The sequence below is a fragment of the Pseudomonas nitroreducens TX1 genome (assembly GCF_000313755.1).
GTDB classification, from domain to species: Bacteria; Pseudomonadota; Gammaproteobacteria; order Pseudomonadales; family Pseudomonadaceae; genus Pseudomonas; species Pseudomonas nitroreducens_A.
This window is the reverse complement of sequence record NZ_AMZB01000136.1, coordinates 147,767-168,416: the sequence shown is the minus strand read 5'-3', so window position 1 is coordinate 168,416 and position 20,650 is coordinate 147,767. Positions and strand designations below refer to the sequence as shown.

Sequence of the window (20,650 nt, the reverse complement as noted above, 5' to 3'; positions counted from 1 at the left end):
GTCGCAGGGCCCGGCGTTGGGGGGATTGGTTGCAGGGCCCCTTCCGAAACAACTGTAGGCGCGGTCCGGTCGCTGTTACCAAATGAAGCAGGCGCGTGTTTCGTTGCCCCTTATGGGAGCACTCGGGTGTCGTAGGTTGGGTGGGGGTGGTTCGCAGGAGGCTCAGACCCGTAGGGCGCATAAAGCGGCACGCTTTATCTGCCATCTCAGCGCCTGGTCCGGCGGCGCATAACTCCGTAGGGGTTATGCGCCACGGGTGTCCAGTCAGCTGGGTGCGGATTGCGACTCGCGGTACTGCGTCGGCGACAGTCCGGTGAGTGCGCGGAACTGCCGGCTGAAGGCGCTGTGGTCGGTGTAGCCGCAGCGCAGGGCGATCTCGGTGATCGGCAGGTCTTCGCCGAGCAGCCGGGTGGCCGCGCCCAGGCGCGCCTTGTGGATCATCTGCCGCGGGGTGAGCTGGAAGATGCGCTTGCAGTGACGTTCCAGTTGCGCGACGGACAGCCCGGCCAACTCGGTCAGCTCGGCGAGATTGATCGGCTTGTCGAAGTGCTCGCGGATATAGGCGTCCACCGTCGCCAGGCGCTGGTACGCCGGATGCGTGGACTGCGCCGCCTGCAGGTCGCTGGAAATGCCCGCCATGCCGATGACGTCACCTTCCGCATCACGCAATGCCAGCTTGTGGGTCAGGCACCAGCCCGGCTGGCGGCCTGGGTAGAGGTGCAGCTCCAGCTGGTCGCTGAGCTGGCCGCCGGTCTCCAGCACGCGGCGGTCCTGCTCGGTGTAGATCGGCCCGAAGCGCGAGGGGAAGACCTCCTCGGCCGTGCGCCCGAGCAACTCGCGGGCGTCCTTCACGCCGCAGCGCCGCGCCAGGGTCTGGTTGACCAATACGTAGCGCGCCGCCGTGTCCTTGATGAAGAACACCACGCCGGGCATGGCATCGAGCAGCGGAGCTATCTGCCGGAAAGTCTGCAGCAGGCTGTCCAGGTCGCGGGCGCCCTGGGGGATCAGGTCGTGCATCGGGAAGCGGGTCGGCTGTCGGAACATGGCGGAAGGTACGCTGCAAAGTGGCGAGATGGTCGGGCGCTGTCAACTCGTAGGGCGAATAAAGCGGAACGCTTTATTCGCCGTCTCTGCTCTTTCGCGGCGGAGGATGGCGGATAACGCCAGAGGCGTTATGCGCCCTACGGGGTGACGCGGCCGGAATTTCCGTCTTCGGCGAGCTGCAGCAGGGTTTCCACCCGTGCCGGGCTGAAAGGCGGGCGCGGCGTTGGCGGTTGCCAGCCGAACAGCTGTTTCGCCGCCGCGCCACATACACGGCCCTGGCAGGCGCCCATGCCACAGCGGCTGGCGAGCTTGGCGGCAGTCCAGTCGGGTTTGCCGGCCAGCGCCGAGTAGGGCACGTCTTCGCAGCGGCAGACCAGGGTGTCCGGTTGCGCCAGCTGGTTCAGGCGCGGGTCGAGGGCGAAGTCGCGCCCGAGTGCCTTGGCGAAGCCTTGCCAGCGCTGGCGCTGCGACCAGAGTTCGCGAGCGCGGTCGTGCTCGCCCACGGCGGCATGACCGGCGATGCGGCCTTCCACCAGGGCTTTCTCCGAGCCACCGAAACCGGTGCATTCTCCCGCCGCGTAGATGCCATCGTGGCTGCTTGCCTGCCAGGCGTCGACGCGGATCGCACCGTCGTCCAGCGTGCAACCCAGTGCCTGGCCGAGCTGCACGTTGGGGATCAGACCGAAGCCGCAAGCCAGCCGATCACAGGCGATTTCCTTCAGCCTGCCGCCCTGGCTGATTCGCACGCCTTCCAGGTGATCGGTCCCCAACGCGGCGACTACATGGCTGTCGGCACGGTAGGCCGGGTCGTACAGGCTGAACGACTGCAACAGCTTGTTCGGCCAGCGCGGCAGCTTCAGGGCGAAACGTGCCACCGCCCGCCAGGATGCCTGCTCGGCGATGCGCAGGATTTTCGCGCCGTTGGCGCGGGCGGTGGCAGCGCTGGCGAGCAGGAGTGGGCCGCTGCCGGCGATCACCACGTGCTGCCCATCCACCGGCACGCCGCCTTTGATCAGCGCCTGCAGGCCGCCCGCGCCAGTGACGCCGGGCAGCGTCCAGCCGGGGAAGGGCAGCAGCAGCTCGCGGGCGCCGGTGCAGAGGATCAGCTTGCGGTAGTCCAGCCGCCAGCCGCGCTCGAAGTCTTCCAGCAGCAGGCTGCGCTCGCCGGCCAGCGCGACCACGCGCGTGCCGCTGTGAATCTTGATATTGGCGCAGGCGGCAACCTGCTCGCGCAGCTCGATGGCGGCACTCGGCAGGTGTGCCTTGGGGCCGTCGCGCCAGATCTGCCCGCCCGGCAGCGGGTTGTCGTCGAGGATGACGACGCTCGCGCCGCTGGGGGCGGCGGCGAGAGCGGCGGACAGGCCCGCCGGCCCGGCGCCGACGACGACGATCTCGGCCGTTTCGCTCATGGACGCGTCTCCACCTGCATGCCGTCGCGGCACAGGGTCTGGCAGGCCAGGCGGCGCTGGCCGTCGATGGTCACCCGGCATTCCTGGCAGACACCCATGCCGCACAGCGGGGCGCGACGCTGGCCGCTGACCGAGGTGCGCGTGGTGCCGTCGCCACCCAGGACGAGCGCGGCGGCGACCGTGGTGCCGGCGGCGACGCGCAGCGGGCGGCCATCGAGAGTCAGCTCAGGCATGGGCGTTGGCTCCGAGGAATCGGTTCGGGGAATAGGGTTCGGCCACCAAGGGCAGCGGCTCATCGCACAGCTGCGCGGCGAGCAGGTCGGCGGTGCCCGGCGCAGTGGTCACACCGAGGCCCTCGTGGCCGACCGCCAACCACAGGCCGGGGCGCTGCGGGTGTTCGCCCACCAGCGGCATGCCGTCCGGACTGGCGGCGCGAAAGCCGGCCCAACTGCGGATCACGTTGAGCTTGGCGAGGCCCGGCATGTAGTCCACGGCGCGGCGCAACATCTTCGCCAGCATCCAGCCTTCCACTTGCGGGTCGGTGGTGCCGAACTGCCGCGAGGCGCCGATGAACAGCTGCCCGGTCGGGCGCGGCTGGATATTGCAGGCCACCGAGGGGCCGCTGGCGTTGTGTGCGCTGGTGACGTAGCCGAGCTCGACCAGGGTGCGGCGCACCTTGCCGGGGTAGCGGTCGGTGATGAGCAGATGACCCTTCTTCGGCTCGATGGGCAGGCCGGGGCACAACTCGCCTGCCTGGATGCCGTTGGCCAGGACGATGGCCTTGGCGCTCAGCCACTGGCCGCCTTCCAGGCGCACGCGGGGTTCATCGATTTCCACGACCTTTGCCTGACGCTGGCGGATCGGTTTGAGGGCCGATTCCAGCAGCCAGGCGGCGGCGCGCGGCGCGTAGAGGATGCCGTCGCCGGTGATTTCCAACCCGCCGTGCAGGTCATTGCGCAACTCGGGTTCTTCGCGCAGCAGCTCCGCAGCGTTGAGCAGCTTCGAGGCGACACCGTGCTCGCGCAGTACGGCGAACTTGCGTTCGGCTTCGGCCATCTCTTCGTCGTTGGCGGCCAGCCACATCGTGCCGTTGCTGCGGTAGGCGCATTCGGCGGGCATGCCGTGGCCCCATTCGCGCCAGCGCTGCAGGGAGTAGTCGCTCAGCGCCAGTTCGGCGGGGTTGTCGTCGAGCACCAGCAGGTGGCCCATGCCGACGGCGGTGGCGCCGGGCAGGCGCGCGTCCAGCACGAGCACGGCCAGCCCTCGCCGGGCGAGGGCATTGGCGCAGGCGGCGCCGACTATGCCGGCGCCGATGACGATGATGTCGGCATCGCTCACGGGCGGATGCCCCAGGCGAAGGGATCGTCCTCTTCCAGCAGCAGGGTGGCTTCGGCGCTGATGTTGGCGCGGCCGCGGATGGTCGGGATGATGCGCCCCTCGGCCGGCTCGCCGAGCCACTCGAAGCGGCCCTCGAACTGGCTGCCGATCACGCTGGCCTGGCGCCAGATGTCGCCGGCGGCGAGCTTGCCGTCGGCGGCCAGGCACGCCAGCTTGGCGCTGGTGCCCGTGCCGCAGGGCGAGCGGTCGTAGGCCTTGCCGGGGCAGAGCACGTAGTTGCGGCTGTCCGCGTCGGGATCGTCGGCGAACAGTTCGATGTGGTCGATCAGCCCGCCGTTTTCGCCACGGATGCCCTGGTCTTCCAGCGCTTTCTGCACGGCGACCGTGTAGGCGGTCAGTTCATCGAGATTGTCGCCGGCGACACGCAGGCCGTGATCGGCAATCAGGAAGAACCAGTTGCCGCCCCAGGCGATGTCGCCGCGCACGCTGCCGTAGCCGGGTACGTCAACCGGTACCTGTTTGCGGTAGCGGTAGGCGGGCACGTTGCGCACGCTCACCGAGCGGTCGTCGTGCAGGGTTGCGTCGACGGTGCCCACCGGCGTCTCGATCTTGTGCGTTCCCGGGCCGATGCGGCCCAGGTGCGCCAGCGAGACCACCAGGCCGATGGTGCCGTGGCCGCACATGCCCAGGTAGCCGGTGTTGTTGAAGAAGATCACCCCGGCACAGGCGCTCGGGTCAACCGGCTCGCAGAGCAGCGCGCCGACCAGCACGTCGCTGCCGCGTGGTTCCAGCACGGTCGCGGCGCGCCAGCTGTCGTGCTGCTCGGCCAGCAGCGCGCGGCGTTCGGCCATGCTGCCCCTGCCAAGGTCGGGAAAGCCGTCGAGCACCAGGCGCGTGGGTTCACCGCCGGTGTGGGAATCGAGAACCTGGATGCGTTTCATGCTGCCCCCTCAAGCGTCTTGTTGTAGACCCTAGGGTGGCGTGGGTCGGGAATCGGGGCTTGAGGGTTTTCCGCCGGGCCGATGATGAAATCGGCACAGCGGCGGTGGGGTCTGTTGATGCTTTGGCGCGAGCCGCGTTGCTGCGCCAAATCGCGTCAGGCTAGACGCGGGACGACGGCAATGGCCGCCCCTTGTCTAGTCCCGCAACGACGCCTGGTGCGATTTGCCGCGCAACCCAAAGGGACGGCTCTGCATTTTGCGCAACGCTTCACTCCACTCTGGCGGCACTGACTTCCTATAACCCCTATCCCGCGCAAAATTCAGTGCCGTCGCGGCCGTGACAAAGCATCAACAGACGCCAACCTCAGCTCGGCGTCGGCCGGTTCGGCAGGTGTTCGTAGAGCGTGCGGCAGACGCCGTTGATATGTTCTTCCAGCAAGCGCGCGGCCAACTCGCCGTCGCCGGCGCGGCAGGCGTCGAGGATGTCGTGGTGCTCGTGGTCCGCGCGTTCCTTGCCCGAGGACAGGCTCATCTGCATGCGCAGGTAACGCTCCAGCTTATCGTGGATCGAACGGATCAGGCCGACCAGATAGGGACGCTGCGCCGGCTCGTAGAGGCAGGCATGCAATTCCCAGTTCAGTTCGGCCCAGCGCCCGACATCGTCTTCGCCGACGAACTCGGCACAGATGCGCTCGGCGCGCTCGAAGGTCTCGGTGGTCATGTTCGGCACCGCGAGGCGGATCGCCTGGGCTTCGAGCACGACGCGCACCTCGAACATCTGCGCCAGTTCCGGTTCGGAAATCTTCGTCACCAGCGCGCCCTTGTTGCGCTGGAACTCCACCAGGCCCTCGGCTTCCAGGCGCTTGAGCGCCTCGCGCACGGGGATCTTGCTGACGTTGAAGATCTGCGCGATGTCGTCCTGGCGAATCGGCTCGTTTTCCGCCATCTGGCCGGAAATGATCGCCTCGCGCAGGTGCTTGGCGATGGTCTCCGAGGCGGAGGGAACGATACCCAGGTTGGGGGCGTTGCGTAGCGGCACGATGCAGTCCGGTCAGGTGGTTATTGTCGGATATGGTATACGAAATCCCTGCAATGCAGTGAAGCACCGGCCAGCGGTCATCGCAATCGGCGATTCACGGCATTTGCACACGCAATGCGCGTGCCGGGCAATCAGTGGCGGCGTTCGACGATGTAGCGCGCCAGGGCGCGCAGCGGCTCGGCGTTGTCGCCGAAACCCTCCAGCGCGGCCAGCGCCTGGTCGCGCAGGGCCAGGGCGTAGGCCTTGGCGGCATCGAGGCCGAGCAGGGCGGGGTAGGTTGGCTTGTCGTGCGCCTGGTCCTTGCCCTGGGTCTTGCCGAGGGTGGCGGTGTCGCTTTCCACGTCGAGGATGTCGTCCTGCACCTGGAACGCCAGGCCCACGGCCTCGGCATAGCGGCGCAGCGCTTCCAGCGCATCGGCGTTGGCGCGGCCGCTGGCCAGGGCACCCAGCTGAACGCTGGCTTCGATCAGCGCGCCGGTCTTGTGTCGGTGCATGGTCTCCAGCGCGGCCTGGTCGATCTTGCGGCCCACGGATTCCAGGTCGATTGCCTGCCCGCCGACCATCCCGGCAGAACCGGCGGCGCGGGCGAGGGTCATCAGCATGTCCAGGCGGGTCTGGGCATCCTGCGGATTGAGCTGCGCGTTACCGATCACCTCGAATGCCAGCGCCTGCAGGCCGTCACCGGCGAGAATCGCGCAGGCTTCGTCGTAGGCGATGTGGGTGGTCGGCTGGCCGCGACGCAGATCGTCGTCGTCCATGGCCGGGAGGTCGTCGTGCACCAGGGAATAGGCGTGGATCAGCTCCACCGCGCAGGCCGCGCCGTCGGCGCGTTCGGCCTCGCCACCCAGGGCTTCGCAGGCCGCGTAGGCCAGCAACGGGCGCACGCGCTTGCCACCGTTGACCACGCTGTAGCGCATGGCGGCATAGAGGCGGGTGAGTTCTTCACGGGGAGCGACGAAAAGCTTTTCCAGCGCAGCATCGACACGCGCCGTACAGCGCGCCTGGTACTCGGCGATCATGCGTCTTCGCCTTCCGGATCGAAGGGCGCTTCGCTCAGTTCGCCATCGCGTTCCAGCAGGATCTGTACCTTCTGCTCCGCCTGGGTCAGCGCCGTTTGGCAATCGCGGGTCAGGCGGATGCCCTGCTCGAAGGCACCCAGCGAATCCTCCAGCGACAGCTCGCCGCTTTCCAGACGCTCCACCAGCGTTTGCAGCTCGGCGAGGGACTGTTCGAAGTCGAGGGAAGCTTTCTTGCGGGCCATACGGACATCTCGGCGGGGGTATTCGGAAACCTCGCGACACTAGCAGAGACGGGCTTTGCGGGCAAATCTTCGGTCAGGGTGCAGGCGACTGCGCAAGTGCTGACAGCGGTGATTTCCTACCGGCTTTCTAGTAGCCGCCGTCACGGACGCCCTGGTGCTCCGCCACCACTTTCAGCATGCGCAGCGACTCGAAGGGCGCGTCCACCACGAACCGGTTCGCCAGCCAGGACGGCACGCTGCCGCCCGGCTCGCCGCGCATCTCGTAGGTGACTTCGGTGAGCTTCGGGCCCTTGGGGACCATTTTCCAGGTGCCGGAGACGCTGGGTACGCGGATGCGGTCCTTTACCGGCGGGACGTAGTCCGGAGCGGCCTGCAGGTGGCGGATCATACCGCCGTCGGGCGTTTCCTCGGTGCTCACCTTCAGCACCAGGTCGCGCGGCGCGGCGGGCCAGGGCAACTGGGTATCGAGGTAGACCCAGATGGCTTCGTCGCTGTACTTGAGCAGGCGCATCTGCGCGCAGGCATAGAGCCACGCGCAGGAGACGCGCAGGTTCTCCTGCAGGTGACCGAGCGTGGCGACATCCGCCTTCACCAGGGTTACGCCGCGAAAGCTCTTGTACTGTGAGCCGGGCACTTCGCTCAGGTAGACGCGCACGCCGTCCTGGTCCTTGGCGAGCTTCCAGTCCGCGGCTTGCGCATGGGCAAGGGCAGGCACGGTCAGCAGCAAGGCGAGCAGGAGCGATGACGAGCAATTCATGGCAGCGGACCGGCGGGGCAGTAGTCCGATCTTATGCCCGGTCCGTGACAATGGCGCATTGGCCGGCGAGCGGTCTGGAGGGGGCTGTGCCGGATGCAGGGAGGCAAATCGCGGGCATTAAAAAAGCCGGCTTGTGGCCGGCTTTCAGGGGGTGGTCCAACCTTACTTCTGGTAGGGCGGACCGCCTTGATTCTGTGGCGATGCAGCGAGCTGCTCGCGGGGCGCAGATGGTAGCAAAGTCGGGACGAAAAGCCTAATCCCGGTCATAAAAAAGCCCCGCCGAGGCGGGGCTTCTTCTGTTGCGCGGATAATCCGCGCCACCATCACTTGGCCTGGAAGGCGGCGACGGCCTTGGTGATGTAGTCGTGGGCCTGGGCGGCGTCGCCCCAGCCTTCGACCTTCACCCACTTGCCCTTCTCGAGATCCTTGTAGTTCTCGAAGAAGTGCTTGATCTGCTCCAGCAGCAGGGCCGGCAGGTCGGTGTATTCCTTCACGTCCTTGTACAGGACGGTCAGCTTGTCGTGCGGTACGGCGATCAGCTTGGCGTCGCCGCCGGCTTCGTCGCTCATGTTCAGCACGCCAACCGGACGGGCGCGGATCACCGAGCCCGGAGCGACCGGGTAGGGGGTCACGACCAGCACGTCCAGGGGATCGCCGTCGTCGGCCAGGGTGTTCGGGATGAAGCCGTAGTTGGCCGGGTAGAACATCGGGGTAGCCATGAAACGGTCGACGAACAGGCAGTCGGTGTCCTTGTCGATTTCGTACTTGATCGGCGCGTGGTTGGCCGGGATCTCGATGGCGACGTAAATGTCGTTCGGCAGGTCTTTGCCAGCCGGGATGCTGCTGTAGCTCATGGACGACTCCAGATAATGGTCGGGCCGAAAAAGTGCGGCGGATTATAGGCAGATTGCCGTGTCCAAGCCACAGACATCGCCTAGTGCGCCTGAGTTTCCTGATATTCGGGGTGCTCGGCCTGAAGCTTGTGCAGGCGCGAGAGCGGATCTTGCCGGTAGAACAGCGAAAGCTGTTCATAGACTTTGGGATAGGCCGCCTGAAGGAGGTCCGGAGCGGTAAAGAAGTACTCGCTGGTGACGGCGAAGAACTCCGCCGGATTCTCCGCCGCGTACGGGTCGATGGCGGTGTGCGCCTGCGGATCGTGGTCGAGTTGGCGGTTGAGGTCGTCGTAGGCGGCCTGCATGGCCGCGGCCCAGTCGGCCACGCGCATGTCGCGGTGCAGCGGCGGCAAGCCGTTGGCGTCGCCGTTGAGCATGTCGAGCTTGTGCGCCAGTTCGTGGATCACCAGGTTGTAGGCATCCCAGCCGCCGCCGTTTTCCACGCCGGGCCAGGCGAGAATCACCGGGCCCTGCAAGGAGGTTTCGCCGGCGCGCTCGTCATCGAACTCGTGCAGGACGCCAGCCGGGTCGCGGTGCTTCTGCGGGCTGACGAAGTCGTCGGGATAGAGCACCAGCTCATGGAAGCCGCCGTACCAGTTCAGGTCCGGCAGGTGCAGCAGCGGCAGTTCGGCCTGGGTCGCCAGCAGCAGGCGGCGGTAGTCGTCCAGTTCGATGCCCGGCAGCGGCGACAGGCGTTTGTCGCGCAGAAACAGCAGCGCCCGCTCGCCGAGCCGGCGCAGTTCCTCCTCGCTCAGGCCGTCGAGGATCGGGAGGTGCCGGCGCACCTGCGTCCACAGCTCTGCATCGAGCGGATAGCGGGCGAGAAAGCGCCGGCGGCGCCAGGCCTTGAACGACCACATGGGCGGATCAGTGCTCGCCGGGCTGGGCCTTGGCCGAGGGGCGCAGCTTGTGGCGGATGAAGCCGATCAGCATGGGCACCAGCGAGAAGGCGATGATGGCGACGATCATCACCGACAGGTTCTGCTTGATGAACGGCACGTTGCCGAAGAAGTAGCCCAGGGTCACCAGGCCACCGACCCAGGCGATGCTGCCGGCCACGCTGAAGAACAGGAAGCGGGCATAGGGCATGTAGGCCATGCCGGCGACGAAGGGGGCAAAGGTCCGCACGATGGGCAGGAAGCGCGCCAGGGTCACGGTCTTGCCGCCGTGGCGCTCGTAGAACGCGTGGGTCTGATCGAGGTAATCGCGGCGGAAGACTTTCGAGTTCGGATTGCTGAACAGGCGCTTGCCCAGGGTTCGGCCGATCACGTAGTTGGTGCTGTCGCCGCTGATCGCCGCGACCAGCAGCAGGCCTCCGAGCATCCATGGGTCCATGCCGCCGGTGGCGCAGATGGCGCCGGCGATGAACAGCAGGGAATCACCGGGCAGGAAGGGCGTTACCACCAGGCCGGTTTCGCAGAAGATCACCAGGAAGAGGATGGCGTAGATCCAGGTGCCGTAGTTGGCCACCGCCAGCGACAGGTAGCTGTCGAGGTGGAGAATCAGATCGATCGGGTTGAATTCCATGAGAAGCCTGTCTGACAACAAGGTGAACGGCCGGGCCGCCCAGTATAAGGCGTGGCCGGTATGACGGCGCGCGCTCCGTCGAATCCTGCGACGGAAGTCCGCGGGAGGATATTACAGCTTCTGCGTGAAAATCCTGTCGCTGTGAGCGCGGCAACGCCTTGTGACAAATACCGAGCGGAGTGGGGGACTGTCTCAGAGCAGGCTCGCCTGCCAGCTCAACAGCTCCGGCGGCGTCCTGGGGGTCAGCGCGGCGCCGTGCTGTCCGCCGGCTTGCGGTAGTTGCTCGGCCAGTGGGTGGGCGGCCACTTCACGGGTGTTCATGGCGGATTCCAGGTGGGCTTCGGCGATCAGCTGCTGCAGGCGGCCGCTACGGCGCAGGGTGCGCAGGCCACGGTCGAGGCTGGCAGCCAGGGCTTCGCCCTCGGCACGCTTCTTCGGCACCAGCACGTAGAGCGGCTTGACCTCCAGCGGCGGGTCGATGAACTCCAGTTGTTCGCGCAGCGCCGGGGCGTTCTGGCTGAGCAACTGGTAGCCGGTGTAGCGGTCCACCACGGCCAGGTCGATGCGTCCGCGCAGGAGTTTCTCCAGGTTCTGCCAGTCGCTGCTGACTACGTCCTTGTTGAGGAAGTCGGCGGCGTCGAAGGCGCTCTGGTTGACGTAGCCGCGCACTACGCCGATGCGGTACGGGCGCAGGCTGTCGAGGTTGCGTGGGTCGATCGGCAGGGCGCGGTCACGGCGGCGGAAGAAGCCCAGCTGGGAGTCCAGCAGCGGCATCGAGGTGTAGAAATCTTCCCGGCGGTCTGCCGACAGGTAGGCCGGCATCAGTGCGTCGAAGCGGCCGTCGCGGGCTTCGTTGAGGGCGCGTTGCCAGGGCAGGAAGACCAGTTCGGCCTTGTCGCCGTTGAGCGCCAGCGCTTCGTTGAGGATGCGACTGGCCAACCCGTTGCCCGGCAGGTCGCTACCGACGTAAGGCGCCCACTCCAGGGTGGCGACTCGCAGGGTCTGGGCCTGGGCGGTGGTGCCCAGCAGCGCGAGACAGAGACAGGCGGTGCGCAGAACAAGCAGGGAAATACGCATGGGATCCCTTCATGCGGAGGCCGCGGCAATTCCGATACTGGCACTCTAATACTCCGGGCCCGCCGATGCCAGCGGGCCGCTCCGCACCTCAATTCAGATCGTCAGTTCAGATCGTCGCTGATCGGCAGGATGTAGTTCTTGAACTCGCTGTCCTCGCGGAAGCCAATGGACTCGTAGACCTTCTGCGCCACTTCGTTGTTGACGCTGGTGGACACGCGCATGCGTACGGCCTGGGTCTCGCGGGCCATTTGCCGGGCGGTTTGCAGCAGGTGGTCGGCGACCAGCTGGCGGCGGGCCTCTTCGGCGACGTAGATATCGTTGAGAATCCACACGCGCTTGAGCGACAGCGAGGAGAAGCTCGGGTAGAGCTGGCAGAAGCCCAGCAGCTTGCCGTCGTCGTCATCCGGCAGGGCCAGGTAGATCACCGATTCCTTGCGGCGCAGGCGCTTCTCGAGGAATTTTCGCGAGGACTCGGGGTAGGGGAGCATGCCGTAGAACTCGCGGTATTTGACGAACAACGGCGCGAGCAGATCGAGGTGGTCGAGCGTGGCTTGCACGATGCGCATAAGCGGGCCTCGGCGGAGGGAGTGAATGGGCTGGTAGGGCAATGCAGGGGCTATGCCAGCGGATAGCCATTGGCCTTGATGCTGCACCAGAAATTGTTGAAAGCGCAATCCAAGCGAGCGTTTGATCAGCGCCAGCAGCTTTGCACGCTGCCGGTGCTGGCGCCGCGAGTGCCCCGGTTGTCCAGGGTGAAGTCGCCGCAGTCGTTGTCGCGCAACTGCGCTCCCCGCCGCAGGGCGGTCAGTTGGTAGCGGCGGGGGCTGCCGTCGAGGTAAACGACGGCCAGTTCGTACAGTCCGTTTTGCGAGAGGCGCTTGCCGTCGGCCGCCAGGGGATAGGCAAAAGCCAGCTTGGCAGGGTCGTCGGTGTATTTGCTGTACTGCGCCAGGTAGCGCTCCTGCTGGACTGCGGCGTCGTGCAGCAGGGTCTGGGCGTCGCTGCGGTTGGCGCGCAGGACGAACTGGCGGTAGCTGGGAATGGCGATGCCGGCGAGCAGCGCCAGGATGGACACCACCACCATCAGTTCGACCAGGGTAAAGCCGCCAGCGGCTGCCCGGCTTGCGTGCGGGCACTTCATGGATAACTCGTGGGCAGGTTGTAGTTCATGATCCGCCAGTTGAAACGGCCTTGGTTCATCGGATCGAAGAGCTGCACAGGGATGCGCTTGCCGTCCGGTGTGTAGAGGCTGTCGCCGATGCGGGTTACCGGCCCGTTGATGCTGATGCCGCTGGCGCGCTCGCTGAAGGAACCGTCGCCCACCAGGTCGAACACGTTGAAGTTCAGGGCGCCACCGGTTTTCGGATCGATGGCGAGCAGCCAGTAGGTGATGCCGGCACTGCAGGGATCGGCGTTGGGTCGGCTGATGGTGACGAAGAGGACATCGCCCAGCATGAATGGCTGATCGAGGATCAGCTCGCCGTCGGCCAGGTCGAAATACCAGCCGCGGATGCCGACGCCGCGCTTGCCGCTGCTGTCCCAGTCCACGCGGCGGCTGCTCAGTTGCCGCACCTCGCTGGTGCCTGCGCTGTGCTGGACCGACTCCTGGGTGAGGGTCTGCACCTGCAGGTCGGCGAGTTTGCCCAGGGTGGCGGGGGCGCCGGCGCCATCGACATGGGCGAGGTAGTCGGTCTGGTCCCAGAAGCCGTAGAGGGACTGCCGGCTGCCGGCACCTTCCTTGTCGCCGCCTTCAAAATACTTGCCGGTGCCGGCCATCACCAATTGGCCGCCGCGCGGGTGCTGGGTGACTTCGGCGGCTGCGCTCAGCGGCTGGCTGCGGCTGGCGGGAATGCTCGACAGCAGGCTGGTCACCGAGTCGATGCCGGTTTGCCGGTAGAGCCGGCCCTGGAGATTGCCGAAGTAGCGGTGCGAGAGGTCGCCAGGGCTGGCTGCCCGAGTCCAGGAAACCGTGCTGCCCACTTCGCCGTCCCCGGCGTCGGACTGGCTGGCGGTGCTGATGCGGCCATCCTCCAGGCGGATCGAAAGCGAGTAACCGGTGCCGGTGTCGTAGCCGTTGCCGGTGAGTACGTAGGGTACGCCGCCGAACTGGCTGATGACCGGACGATCGAGCAGGTAGCCGAACTCGATGTCCTTGCCGTCCTCGCTACGGCTGGTGGCGGAGTGCTCCCAGAGCAGGCGGGGCGAGTCCGCTTCGGTAATGTCCAGCGCGAACAGGCCGCGTCCGCCGCGCCCGGGTGCCATGACCAGCACGGTGTGCCAGCTGCCATTGAAATAGACGTCACGGGTGACTGCGCTGCCGTCGACGTAGAAGCGGTGCAGGCTGTTGGTGTTTTCCTCTTCCGAGCGCGCGGCGTATCGGGTGTCGGGCAAGTAGTTGAGCTGCGCGAATACCGCGGCGGGGATGAAGGCCCAGCGCTCCCTGCCCGTTTCATCGAAGGCGTGCAGCATGCCGTCGTTGGCGCCGACGTAGAGACGGCTCTCCCGGTCTGCGTGGGCTTGCCGGAAGTCGTTGTAGCCGGTGGCGCCGGCGGCCTTCTCCAGGTAGTAGGCGACGGAGGAGGGCGGTCCTACGACCAGCGGCGAGGAATAGATGATGTCGCCCAGCAAATGGTTGCGGGCGCGGAAGATAGTCCCCTCGTCGCTGCGGTCGCCGCGCAGCCAGGCGACTCGCCGCTGGCCGAGGTTGTCGTCGCGTTGGGTGCCGGGCGCCCGGTCGAGCAGGGCCTTCTGCTGCTCGGCGAGGTTGTTCCAGATGAACGCCTGCAGTTTGCCCGTTCTGCCGTCGGGATCGGTGTTGGTATAGATGCTGCGGCTGGCGGGGGAGCGCTGGTTGAGCTGGTTGCGAAAGGACAGACTGGTATTGGCCTGGGCATTGCCACTGGCATCCAGGCGGTATTGCAGGATGTCGCCGCTCCAGTCGATGGGTTGGTAGCTGGCGCGGTAGAGGTAGGTGCTGGTGCTCAGCGAGGTGGACGTTGCCCCCGCGGCGGCCACCGCGAGCTGGTCACTGGAAATGCTGCTGACGATGGCCTGGAAGGCCTTCACCAACTCGCTGGTGGAGTCGGCGCTGAAGAACTCGCCACGAGAGTTCAGCGCGCCGTGCCAGAGCGCGGCGACCTTGCCCTCGTTGGCGGTGACGGTCATGCCGTCGAGGCTGGTGCTGGCGCTGGGATTCGGCCAGCTCTTGCTGCCATCGAGCAGTTGGGCATAGGAGCCGGAATAGGTATCGCCGCCCCATTGCAGGTATTTCAGCGTCGGGCCGAGCCCCAGGCCGACGGTGTAGGTGGTGACGTGCTGCCAGGTGGCCGGGTCGTTCTTCGGATTCCAGTAGTCGTTGCCGTCGCGAAAGCGCGGTGGAACCTTGTTGTCCAGATCGCTGCGAGCGTCGGTGGCCCAACCCAGGAAGATGTTGTCGGCCAGGGTGTTCGACCACCTGTCCTGGAAGGGCGCGGAGGCCGGGAAGGCAGTACCGTCGGGCAGCGTGCGCGCCGTACCGTCGGCGTTGCTGCCGCCGGAGCCGTCGCCGAAACCGTCGGTCATCAGCAGGTGGTAGCTGGGACGGCACGCATACTCGGTCTTTGTATCGCGGGCATTGCCTGGTACGCGGGCATAGGGGTTGTAGGCTGTGGTGTTGGAGAGATAGCTGTTGACGCGGTTCTGCGCAGTGCCCAGCGGGGTACCGCCGCTGGCGGCCAGGCGGCTGGCATAGGTGAAGAAATCGGCCTTGTGCTGGCCGCTGAAGGCCGCGAGGGTCTGGTTGCCACAGGCGGTGGAGTTCAGGTTGAAATTCGGGCTGTAGCAGTTGTTCAGGCCCTGCCAGGTCACCCGGATGTGCTCGGGCAGATCGAACAGCGCGAGGTTGGCGGCGGTGCGCGTGGCGAGCTGGCGGGTGCGGTAGAAGGAAAACCAGTTGGCGTAGTTCTGCTGTTCCTGCGGGGTGGTTATCCACTTTGGCGTGAAGCAGGTGCGGGTGCAGGCGCCGGCGCTGGTGAACGATGAATCGGCCGCGCAGTTCTGCACCGCGCTCAGCGTGCTGGTGGCGACGTTGCGCTTGTGCGGGCAGGCTGCGTCGAACTGGTAATAGTGGGCATAGCGCTGGTAGCCGTCGGTGGTGTTGACGCTCTGCAATGCGTTCTGGCTGTAGCCATTGCCGGTGTTCCTGTTCAGGTCCACGGTATTGGTCTGGAGGGTGAGGAAGCCGTCGTAGTACGCCTTGTCGAAGCTCGTGGTATAGCGCTCGCTGACGATCCGCCCGCCGCTGAAGGTGACCTTCCACGGCGCTTCGTAGGTGATGTCCGGGTTGTAGTACATCGGGTTGTAGGCCGATGCACGGTTGGCGATGCTGTAGGAGCTCATGCCGTCCGGGGTATAGGCGCTGGTCATGCTGCCGGAGTCGTCGAGGGTGACGATCAGATTCGGCGAGACGCCTTCCACCAGGAACAGCGGCGCCTGGCTGGGCGCTCCGCCCCAGGCGCCGGCACTGGCCAGCAGGCAGCCAAGCAGCGCAGCCAGGTTTCGGCGATAGGGCTTCTCAGCGCTGGACACGGGCGTACTCCTGAAGGCGCACGAGGGCCTGGTCGGTGATGCCCGTGGACAGGGCGTTCATCTGCAGCAGCAAGGTGCCGTTGCCGCTCAGGCAGTCGGCCATCGCGCTGGAGGAGCGGCTCTCGCACTGCGCGGCGACATACCAGCGCGGCGCGCTGCTCAGTTCGGCCAATTGGTCGGGGGTGGCCAGGTCGTTGCCTTGGTAACTGCGCGCCCGCGTCAGAAGGGCGGCGCTGACGGCATTGTCGGGTTCCAGCCAGAGGCGGTCGCACAGCAGCACTTGTTGCTGGTCCTGCATGGTGCTGACGCAGGTGTCGGCAGCGTCGACCGCCATCGACGGGCTATAGCGGGTGCGGTCCAGCGCCTCGCTGATGGCCGATTCGGCGCCGCCCAGCGCCGCCTGGTAGTCCCGCGTTTCCGCCAGGCTGTTGTCCAGCAGCATGCCGCTGCGCAGGTTGCCCAGTGTCAGGATGCTCAGCGCGAGCAGCATGAGGAGGGCGATCAGCAGGGTCTGGCCACTTTGCCTGTTCATGGCTGGCTCCTCAGGTAGAGCGTCTGGCTGAAGGCGCTGCAGAGCCCGCGCGTGCCGGTACTCTTCTGCGTCGCGGGGTTCAGCGGGTCCTGGTACGTGCAGTTCTCCGGTAGCAGTGCACGGGTGGAGGCGAGCACCAGGCCGGCGCGCACCTGGTGAGCCGAACCGACGGCGAATTTCAGGTCGTGAATGCCGTTGGCGAGGACTACCTCGCCGGTGGACCGCGCATTGTTGGTCCTGCAGAGCAACTGGCCGTCGGCCAGCCGCAGATGGCTGACCAGGGTCAGCGGGTTACCCTTGTCCTGCTCGCCATAGAGCGCCGCACCGGTGCAATCCTGGTGCACTTGCGCGTCGCTGCTCTGGGCGAGCTGGTAACGCAGGCACAGGCCGCTGCCGCCGGCGTCCAGGCTGGCGACCTGGCGCTCTGCAAAGGTGCAGCCGGTGGCGCTGTCGGTAAGGGCGGGAAAGGGGCCTTCGCGATCGATGACAAAGTCGTATTGCTGGCTATCGGCTTCGGTGGCGTGGCGCACCCAGGCGCTATAGCCGGCATGGCCGCTCTCGCGCTGCAGCAGGTCGAGAATGAACCGCGCGCTGGCCTGGTTCTGCTGCTGGGCATGGTTGAAGGCGGCATGGTCGCTGCCCGCGAGGTAGACCTGCAGCACTCCCAGCAGCACGATCACGCCGAGGGTGATGGCGACCATCAGTTCGATCAGGGACATGCCCGATTCGCGGTGCGGATTCATGGCTGGAAGCTCAGGCGATAGCGTTCGACGCCGCCCGCATCGCCGCCGGACAGGCAGGCCGCGTCGTTATCGTCGGCAGTGGTGGGGCTGCCGGCCCGGCAGTTGCGGCTGTGCCAGGCGAGCTGGATCAGCAGCAGCGGCTGGCGCGAGCCGGCAGCGCAAGTTTTGCCGTCGCGGCTGGGGCAGATGAAGGTGGAGTCGCTCAGCAAGGCATCGTCGGTGTCCAGTTTCAGGCGCACCTGCTCTGCCCAGCAGGCCAGTTCGCGCTGCGCCCTGGCCGCCTTGCCAAGGCCGCTGGTGGCGCAGCTCTGGCCGTTGCCCAGGCTGGGGAACCTGGTGCCGGCCGGTACCAGGTAGGCCGCATCGCTACTGAGCCTGCCCTTGCTCGCCAGCGCCTCGCGATTGGCCTGGATGCTGCGCGCCAGATCTGCGGCGAGCAGCAGGGCATTCTGCCGCTGCTGGCTGTCATGGCTGTAGGCAATGGCGCGGCCCTGCAGGGCCTGCATGCCGAGCAGGGCGACGCTGGTGAGCATGACCGCCACCAGCACCTCGATCAGATAGAAGCCCCGTTGTGCCATCGGGCTGCCCTGTATCAGTCGCATGGAGCCACCGCTCCGCCGCGCTGCAGGCAGACCTTGCTGGAATAGCGGCCCGCCGTCAGGGTGAAGACTCGAGGAAAACCGCCGCTGCCGATGGCGATGCCGTTTCCGTCGAACTCCAACGGGGCCGTCGCGTCCTGGGTGATCGAGACAGTTCCCGCATCGACCAGCCGGACCCTGCGCAACTCGATTTCGCGATGGCCGGCCAGATCCCCGCCGCGCAAGCGGCTGACGATCAGCTCGCCAGTCCAGTCGCCTTCGGTCTGCGGCGTCACCCGCACTGGCTGGTGACCGATCTGCGCCTGGGCACGGGCATACTGAAGCAGGGCGGCCAGCTCCTTGCCGGTGCTTTGCGCGCGGTTGCGATTGATCAGCAGATCGAAGGAGGGCACCGCGATGCCCAGCAGGATGGCGAGCAGGCCGATGGTCACCATGGCCTCGATCAGGGTGAAGCCGTCTTGTCGCGGCGCGGGAACGGCTGGGGTGAGTAATGCGTTGCTGGGTAAATCCATCTTCTCGCCATCGACATGAAGCGCGGCATGCGGCGCTTCTGTTCGTGCGCTGGGCACGCTGATGGGCTGGTTTTTATCGCGATGGGCGCAGAGGGTGATTTAAGACAAATCTTAAAGCCGTGGAGCGACCACGCGGCATGTGGTCGCGCTCACAGTGCAGGTGATACTCAGGTCCGCTCAACCGTCGATGAGGAAGTTGCCCCGGCCACCCGCGCTCTCGCCTTCGAGGACCGGCAGCTGCGCCTCGTCCTTCAGGTTCACACCCGACAATTGGCGGCGGCAGGCTTCGCGCATCAGGTAGAGCAGGCGGTGCGTGGCCAGGCCGTAGCTCAGGCCTTCCAGGCGCACGTTGGAGATGCAGTTGCGGTAGGCATCGTTCAGCCCGACTTTCGGTGCCCAGGTGAAGTACAGCCCCAGGCTGTCCGGCGAGGACAGGCCGGGGCGCTCGCCGATCAGGATCACCACCATCTTCGCCCGCAGCAGCTCGGCCACTTCATCGGCCACGGCGACGCGGCCCTGTTGCACCAGGGCCACTGGCGACAGGCTCCAGCCTTCGTTGCGCGCCTGTTCTTCCATGCGTTCGAGGAAGGGCAGGCTGTGACGTTGCACGGCCAGCGAGGACAGGCCGTCGGCGATCACCACCGCCAGGTCGTAGCCCTGGGGATGGCGGTCGGCATGGCGGCGCAGGATTTGCGCCGACTCTTCGTTCAGCCTGCGGCCCAGGTCGGGGCGTTGCAGGTAGGTGTCGCGGTCGGCGGCAGCGCTGTGCAGTAGCAACGTTTCGCGGCCGCGCCCGGCCAATTGCGCGGCGAGGCTGTCGCGGTCGAAGGGCAGGTGAACGGCGTCGCGCGCCTGGGCGTGGGCGAACTGGAAGTCCAGCTGGGCATGGGTCGGCAGGCTGGTGCCAGCGCGGCCCAGGGCGATGCGCGCCGCGGTGAGGCGGCGCAGTTCCTGCCAGGGGTTGGGGGTGAAGCTGTCGCTCATCGAAAACTCCTCAAGCGAGTGGCGCTCAGGACAATTGCGCGAGTGCATGGCGGAAGGCGCCGGGAAGCTGACCGGCCATCTGCACCCGGCCGTCCTGCTGGCGGAGGATTTCCATGCGCGCCAGCCATTCCTCGAACTCCGGCGCAGGCTTAAGTCCCAGCGTCTGCCGCGCATAGAGCGCGTCGTGGAAGGAGGTGGTCTGGTAGTTGAGCATCACGTCGTCGGAGCCGGGGATGCCCATGATGAAGTTGATGCCGGCCACGCCCAGCAGGGTCAGGAGCATGTCCATGTCGTCCTGGTCGGCTTCGGCGTGGTTGGTGTAGCAGATGTCGCAACCCATGGGCACGCCGAGCAGCTTGGCGCAGAAGTGGTCTTCCAGGCCCGCGCGAATGATCTGCTTGCCGTTGTACAGGTACTCCGGGCCGATGAAGCCGACCACGGTGTTCACCAGGAACGGCTTGAAGTGCCGCGCCACTGCATAGGCACGAGTCTCGCAGGTCTGCTGGTCGACGCCGTGGTGAGCGTTGGCCGACAACGCGCTGCCCTGGCCGGTCTCGAAGTACATGAGGTTGTCGCCCAGGGTGCCACGCTTTTGCGACAACCCGGCCTCATAGCCTTCCTGGAGGATCGACAGGCTCACGCCGAAGCTGGCGTTTGCCGCTTCGGTGCCGGCGATGGACTGGAACACCAGGTCCAGCGGCGCGCCGCGGTTGATCGCCTCGATGGAGCTGGTGACGTGGGTCAGCACGCAGGACTGGGTGGGAATCTCGTAGCGCTGGATGATGGCGTCGAGCATCTCCAGCAGGGTGCAGATCGACTGCAGGCTGTCGGTGGCCGGGTTGATACCGAGCATGGCGTCGCCGTTGCCGTAGAGCAGGCCGTCGAGCACGCTGGCGGCGATGCCGGCCGGGTCGTCCGTCGGGTGGTTGGGTTGCAGCCGGGTGGACATGCGCCCGCGCAGCCCCATGGTGTTGCGGAAGCGGGTGACCACGCGGATCTTCTGCGCCACCAGCACCAGGTCCTGCACGCGCATGATCTTCGACACCGCCGCCGCCATTTCCGGCGTCAATCCCGGCGCCAGGGCGCGCAGGCTGGTTTCGTCGGCCGCATCGCCGAGCAGCCAGTCGCGCAGCCCGCCCACCGTGAGGTGGCTGACCGGCGCGAAAGCCTGGCGTTCGTGGGTGTCGATGATCAGCCGGGTGACTTCATCGCTTTCGTAGGGGATCAGCGCTTCGTCGAGGAAGCGCTTGAGCGGGATGTCGGCCAGTGCCATCTGTGCGGCGACGCGCTCGGCGTCGCTGCCTGCGGCGACCCCGGCGAGGCGATCGCCGGAGCGCGCCGGGCTGGCCTTGGCCATCACCTCGCGCAGGCTGTCGAAGCGCCAGGTCTGGCCACCGACACTGTGGGCGAATCCGGACATGGCGCTTC

22 protein-coding genes are annotated in these 20,650 nt (G+C 66.6%); all 22 read right to left on the bottom strand.

Going from position 1 to position 20,650, the window contains the following annotated elements; translation table 11 throughout:
* Positions 1-264: 264 nt before the first annotated feature.
* Positions 265-1,044, bottom strand: a complete 780-nt coding sequence (locus tag C167_RS0128455) for an AraC family transcriptional regulator (protein ID WP_017521729.1) — start codon at positions 1,042-1,044, stop codon at positions 265-267.
* Positions 1,045-1,181: 137 nt separating this feature from the next.
* Positions 1,182-2,453: an NAD(P)/FAD-dependent oxidoreductase gene (locus C167_RS0128450; RefSeq protein WP_017521728.1), complete on the bottom strand. Its 1,272-nt coding sequence runs from the start codon at positions 2,451-2,453 to the stop codon at positions 1,182-1,184.
* A complete protein-coding gene (locus C167_RS0128445) occupies positions 2,450-2,686 on the bottom strand; it encodes a 2Fe-2S iron-sulfur cluster-binding protein (protein ID WP_017521727.1) in 237 nt (78 codons plus the stop codon). Before C167_RS0128445 ends, C167_RS0128450 begins: the two co-directional genes overlap by 4 nt.
* Complete coding sequence (locus C167_RS0128440; RefSeq protein ID WP_017521726.1) at positions 2,679-3,791, bottom strand: NAD(P)/FAD-dependent oxidoreductase; 1,113 nt, start codon at positions 3,789-3,791, stop codon at positions 2,679-2,681. Before C167_RS0128440 ends, C167_RS0128445 begins: the two co-directional genes overlap by 8 nt.
* Positions 3,788-4,732, bottom strand: coding sequence for a 4-hydroxyproline epimerase (locus C167_RS0128435; RefSeq protein ID WP_017521725.1), 945 nt, complete (start codon positions 4,730-4,732; stop codon positions 3,788-3,790). Before C167_RS0128435 ends, C167_RS0128440 begins: the two co-directional genes overlap by 4 nt.
* A 364-nt stretch (positions 4,733-5,096) precedes the next feature.
* Complete coding sequence (locus C167_RS0128430; RefSeq protein WP_017521724.1) at positions 5,097-5,771, bottom strand: GntR family transcriptional regulator; 675 nt, start codon at positions 5,769-5,771, stop codon at positions 5,097-5,099.
* 131 nt (positions 5,772-5,902) lie between these two features.
* A complete protein-coding gene (ispA, locus tag C167_RS0128425; RefSeq protein WP_017521723.1) occupies positions 5,903-6,790 on the bottom strand; it encodes a (2E,6E)-farnesyl diphosphate synthase in 888 nt (295 codons plus the stop codon).
* Entirely contained in the window at positions 6,787-7,032 is a 246-nt protein-coding gene (locus C167_RS0128420; protein WP_017521722.1) for an exodeoxyribonuclease VII small subunit, read from the bottom strand. Before C167_RS0128420 ends, ispA begins: the two co-directional genes overlap by 4 nt.
* 127 nt (positions 7,033-7,159) lie before the next feature.
* Positions 7,160-7,789 carry an START domain-containing protein gene (locus C167_RS0128415; protein ID WP_017521721.1) on the bottom strand — a complete coding sequence of 210 codons (630 nt, stop codon included), beginning with the start codon at positions 7,787-7,789 and terminating at the stop codon, positions 7,160-7,162.
* Positions 7,790-8,112: 323 nt separating this feature from the next.
* A complete protein-coding gene (ppa, locus tag C167_RS0128410) occupies positions 8,113-8,643 on the bottom strand; it encodes an inorganic diphosphatase (protein ID WP_017521720.1) in 531 nt (176 codons plus the stop codon).
* A gap of 80 nt (positions 8,644-8,723) precedes the next feature.
* Positions 8,724-9,542, bottom strand: coding sequence for a zinc-dependent peptidase (locus C167_RS0128405; RefSeq protein WP_017521719.1), 819 nt, complete (start codon positions 9,540-9,542; stop codon positions 8,724-8,726).
* Between the two features lie 7 nt (positions 9,543-9,549).
* A complete protein-coding gene (locus C167_RS0128400) occupies positions 9,550-10,209 on the bottom strand; it encodes a DedA family protein (RefSeq protein ID WP_017521718.1) in 660 nt (219 codons plus the stop codon).
* A 192-nt stretch (positions 10,210-10,401) separates the two neighbouring features.
* Positions 10,402-11,286, bottom strand: coding sequence for a substrate-binding periplasmic protein (locus C167_RS0128395; RefSeq protein WP_017521717.1), 885 nt, complete (start codon positions 11,284-11,286; stop codon positions 10,402-10,404).
* A gap of 101 nt (positions 11,287-11,387) precedes the next feature.
* Entirely contained in the window at positions 11,388-11,852 is a 465-nt protein-coding gene (locus tag C167_RS0128390; RefSeq protein ID WP_017521716.1) for a GNAT family N-acetyltransferase, read from the bottom strand.
* A 125-nt stretch (positions 11,853-11,977) separates the two neighbouring features.
* Positions 11,978-12,427 carry a type IV pilin protein gene (locus C167_RS0128385; RefSeq protein ID WP_017521715.1) on the bottom strand — a complete coding sequence of 150 codons (450 nt, stop codon included), beginning with the start codon at positions 12,425-12,427 and terminating at the stop codon, positions 11,978-11,980.
* Positions 12,424-15,852 carry a pilus assembly protein gene (locus C167_RS0128380; RefSeq protein WP_017521714.1) on the bottom strand — a complete coding sequence of 1,143 codons (3,429 nt, stop codon included), beginning with the start codon at positions 15,850-15,852 and terminating at the stop codon, positions 12,424-12,426. Before C167_RS0128380 ends, C167_RS0128385 begins: the two co-directional genes overlap by 4 nt.
* A complete protein-coding gene (locus C167_RS0128375) occupies positions 15,839-16,384 on the bottom strand; it encodes a hypothetical protein (protein ID WP_017521713.1) in 546 nt (181 codons plus the stop codon). The genes C167_RS0128380 and C167_RS0128375 overlap by 14 nt, the downstream gene beginning before the upstream one ends.
* Positions 16,381-17,127: a PilW family protein gene (locus C167_RS0128370; protein WP_017521712.1), complete on the bottom strand. Its 747-nt coding sequence runs from the start codon at positions 17,125-17,127 to the stop codon at positions 16,381-16,383. Before C167_RS0128370 ends, C167_RS0128375 begins: the two co-directional genes overlap by 4 nt.
* A complete protein-coding gene (gene pilV, locus C167_RS33420) occupies positions 17,124-17,729 on the bottom strand; it encodes a type IV pilus modification protein PilV (protein ID WP_017521711.1) in 606 nt (201 codons plus the stop codon). The genes C167_RS0128370 and pilV overlap by 4 nt, the downstream gene beginning before the upstream one ends.
* Positions 17,720-18,238 carry a GspH/FimT family pseudopilin gene (locus C167_RS33415; RefSeq protein WP_081596734.1) on the bottom strand — a complete coding sequence of 173 codons (519 nt, stop codon included), beginning with the start codon at positions 18,236-18,238 and terminating at the stop codon, positions 17,720-17,722. The genes pilV and C167_RS33415 overlap by 10 nt, the downstream gene beginning before the upstream one ends.
* A 177-nt stretch (positions 18,239-18,415) precedes the next feature.
* The gene (gene eutC / locus C167_RS0128355) at positions 18,416-19,222 is read right to left on the bottom strand and encodes an ethanolamine ammonia-lyase subunit EutC (RefSeq protein ID WP_017521709.1); all 807 of its coding nucleotides are present in this window, start codon (positions 19,220-19,222) and stop codon (positions 18,416-18,418) included.
* A gap of 25 nt (positions 19,223-19,247) precedes the next feature.
* The gene (locus C167_RS0128350; RefSeq protein WP_017521708.1) at positions 19,248-20,642 is read right to left on the bottom strand and encodes an ethanolamine ammonia-lyase subunit EutB; all 1,395 of its coding nucleotides are present in this window, start codon (positions 20,640-20,642) and stop codon (positions 19,248-19,250) included.
* Positions 20,643-20,650 lie beyond the last annotated feature (8 nt).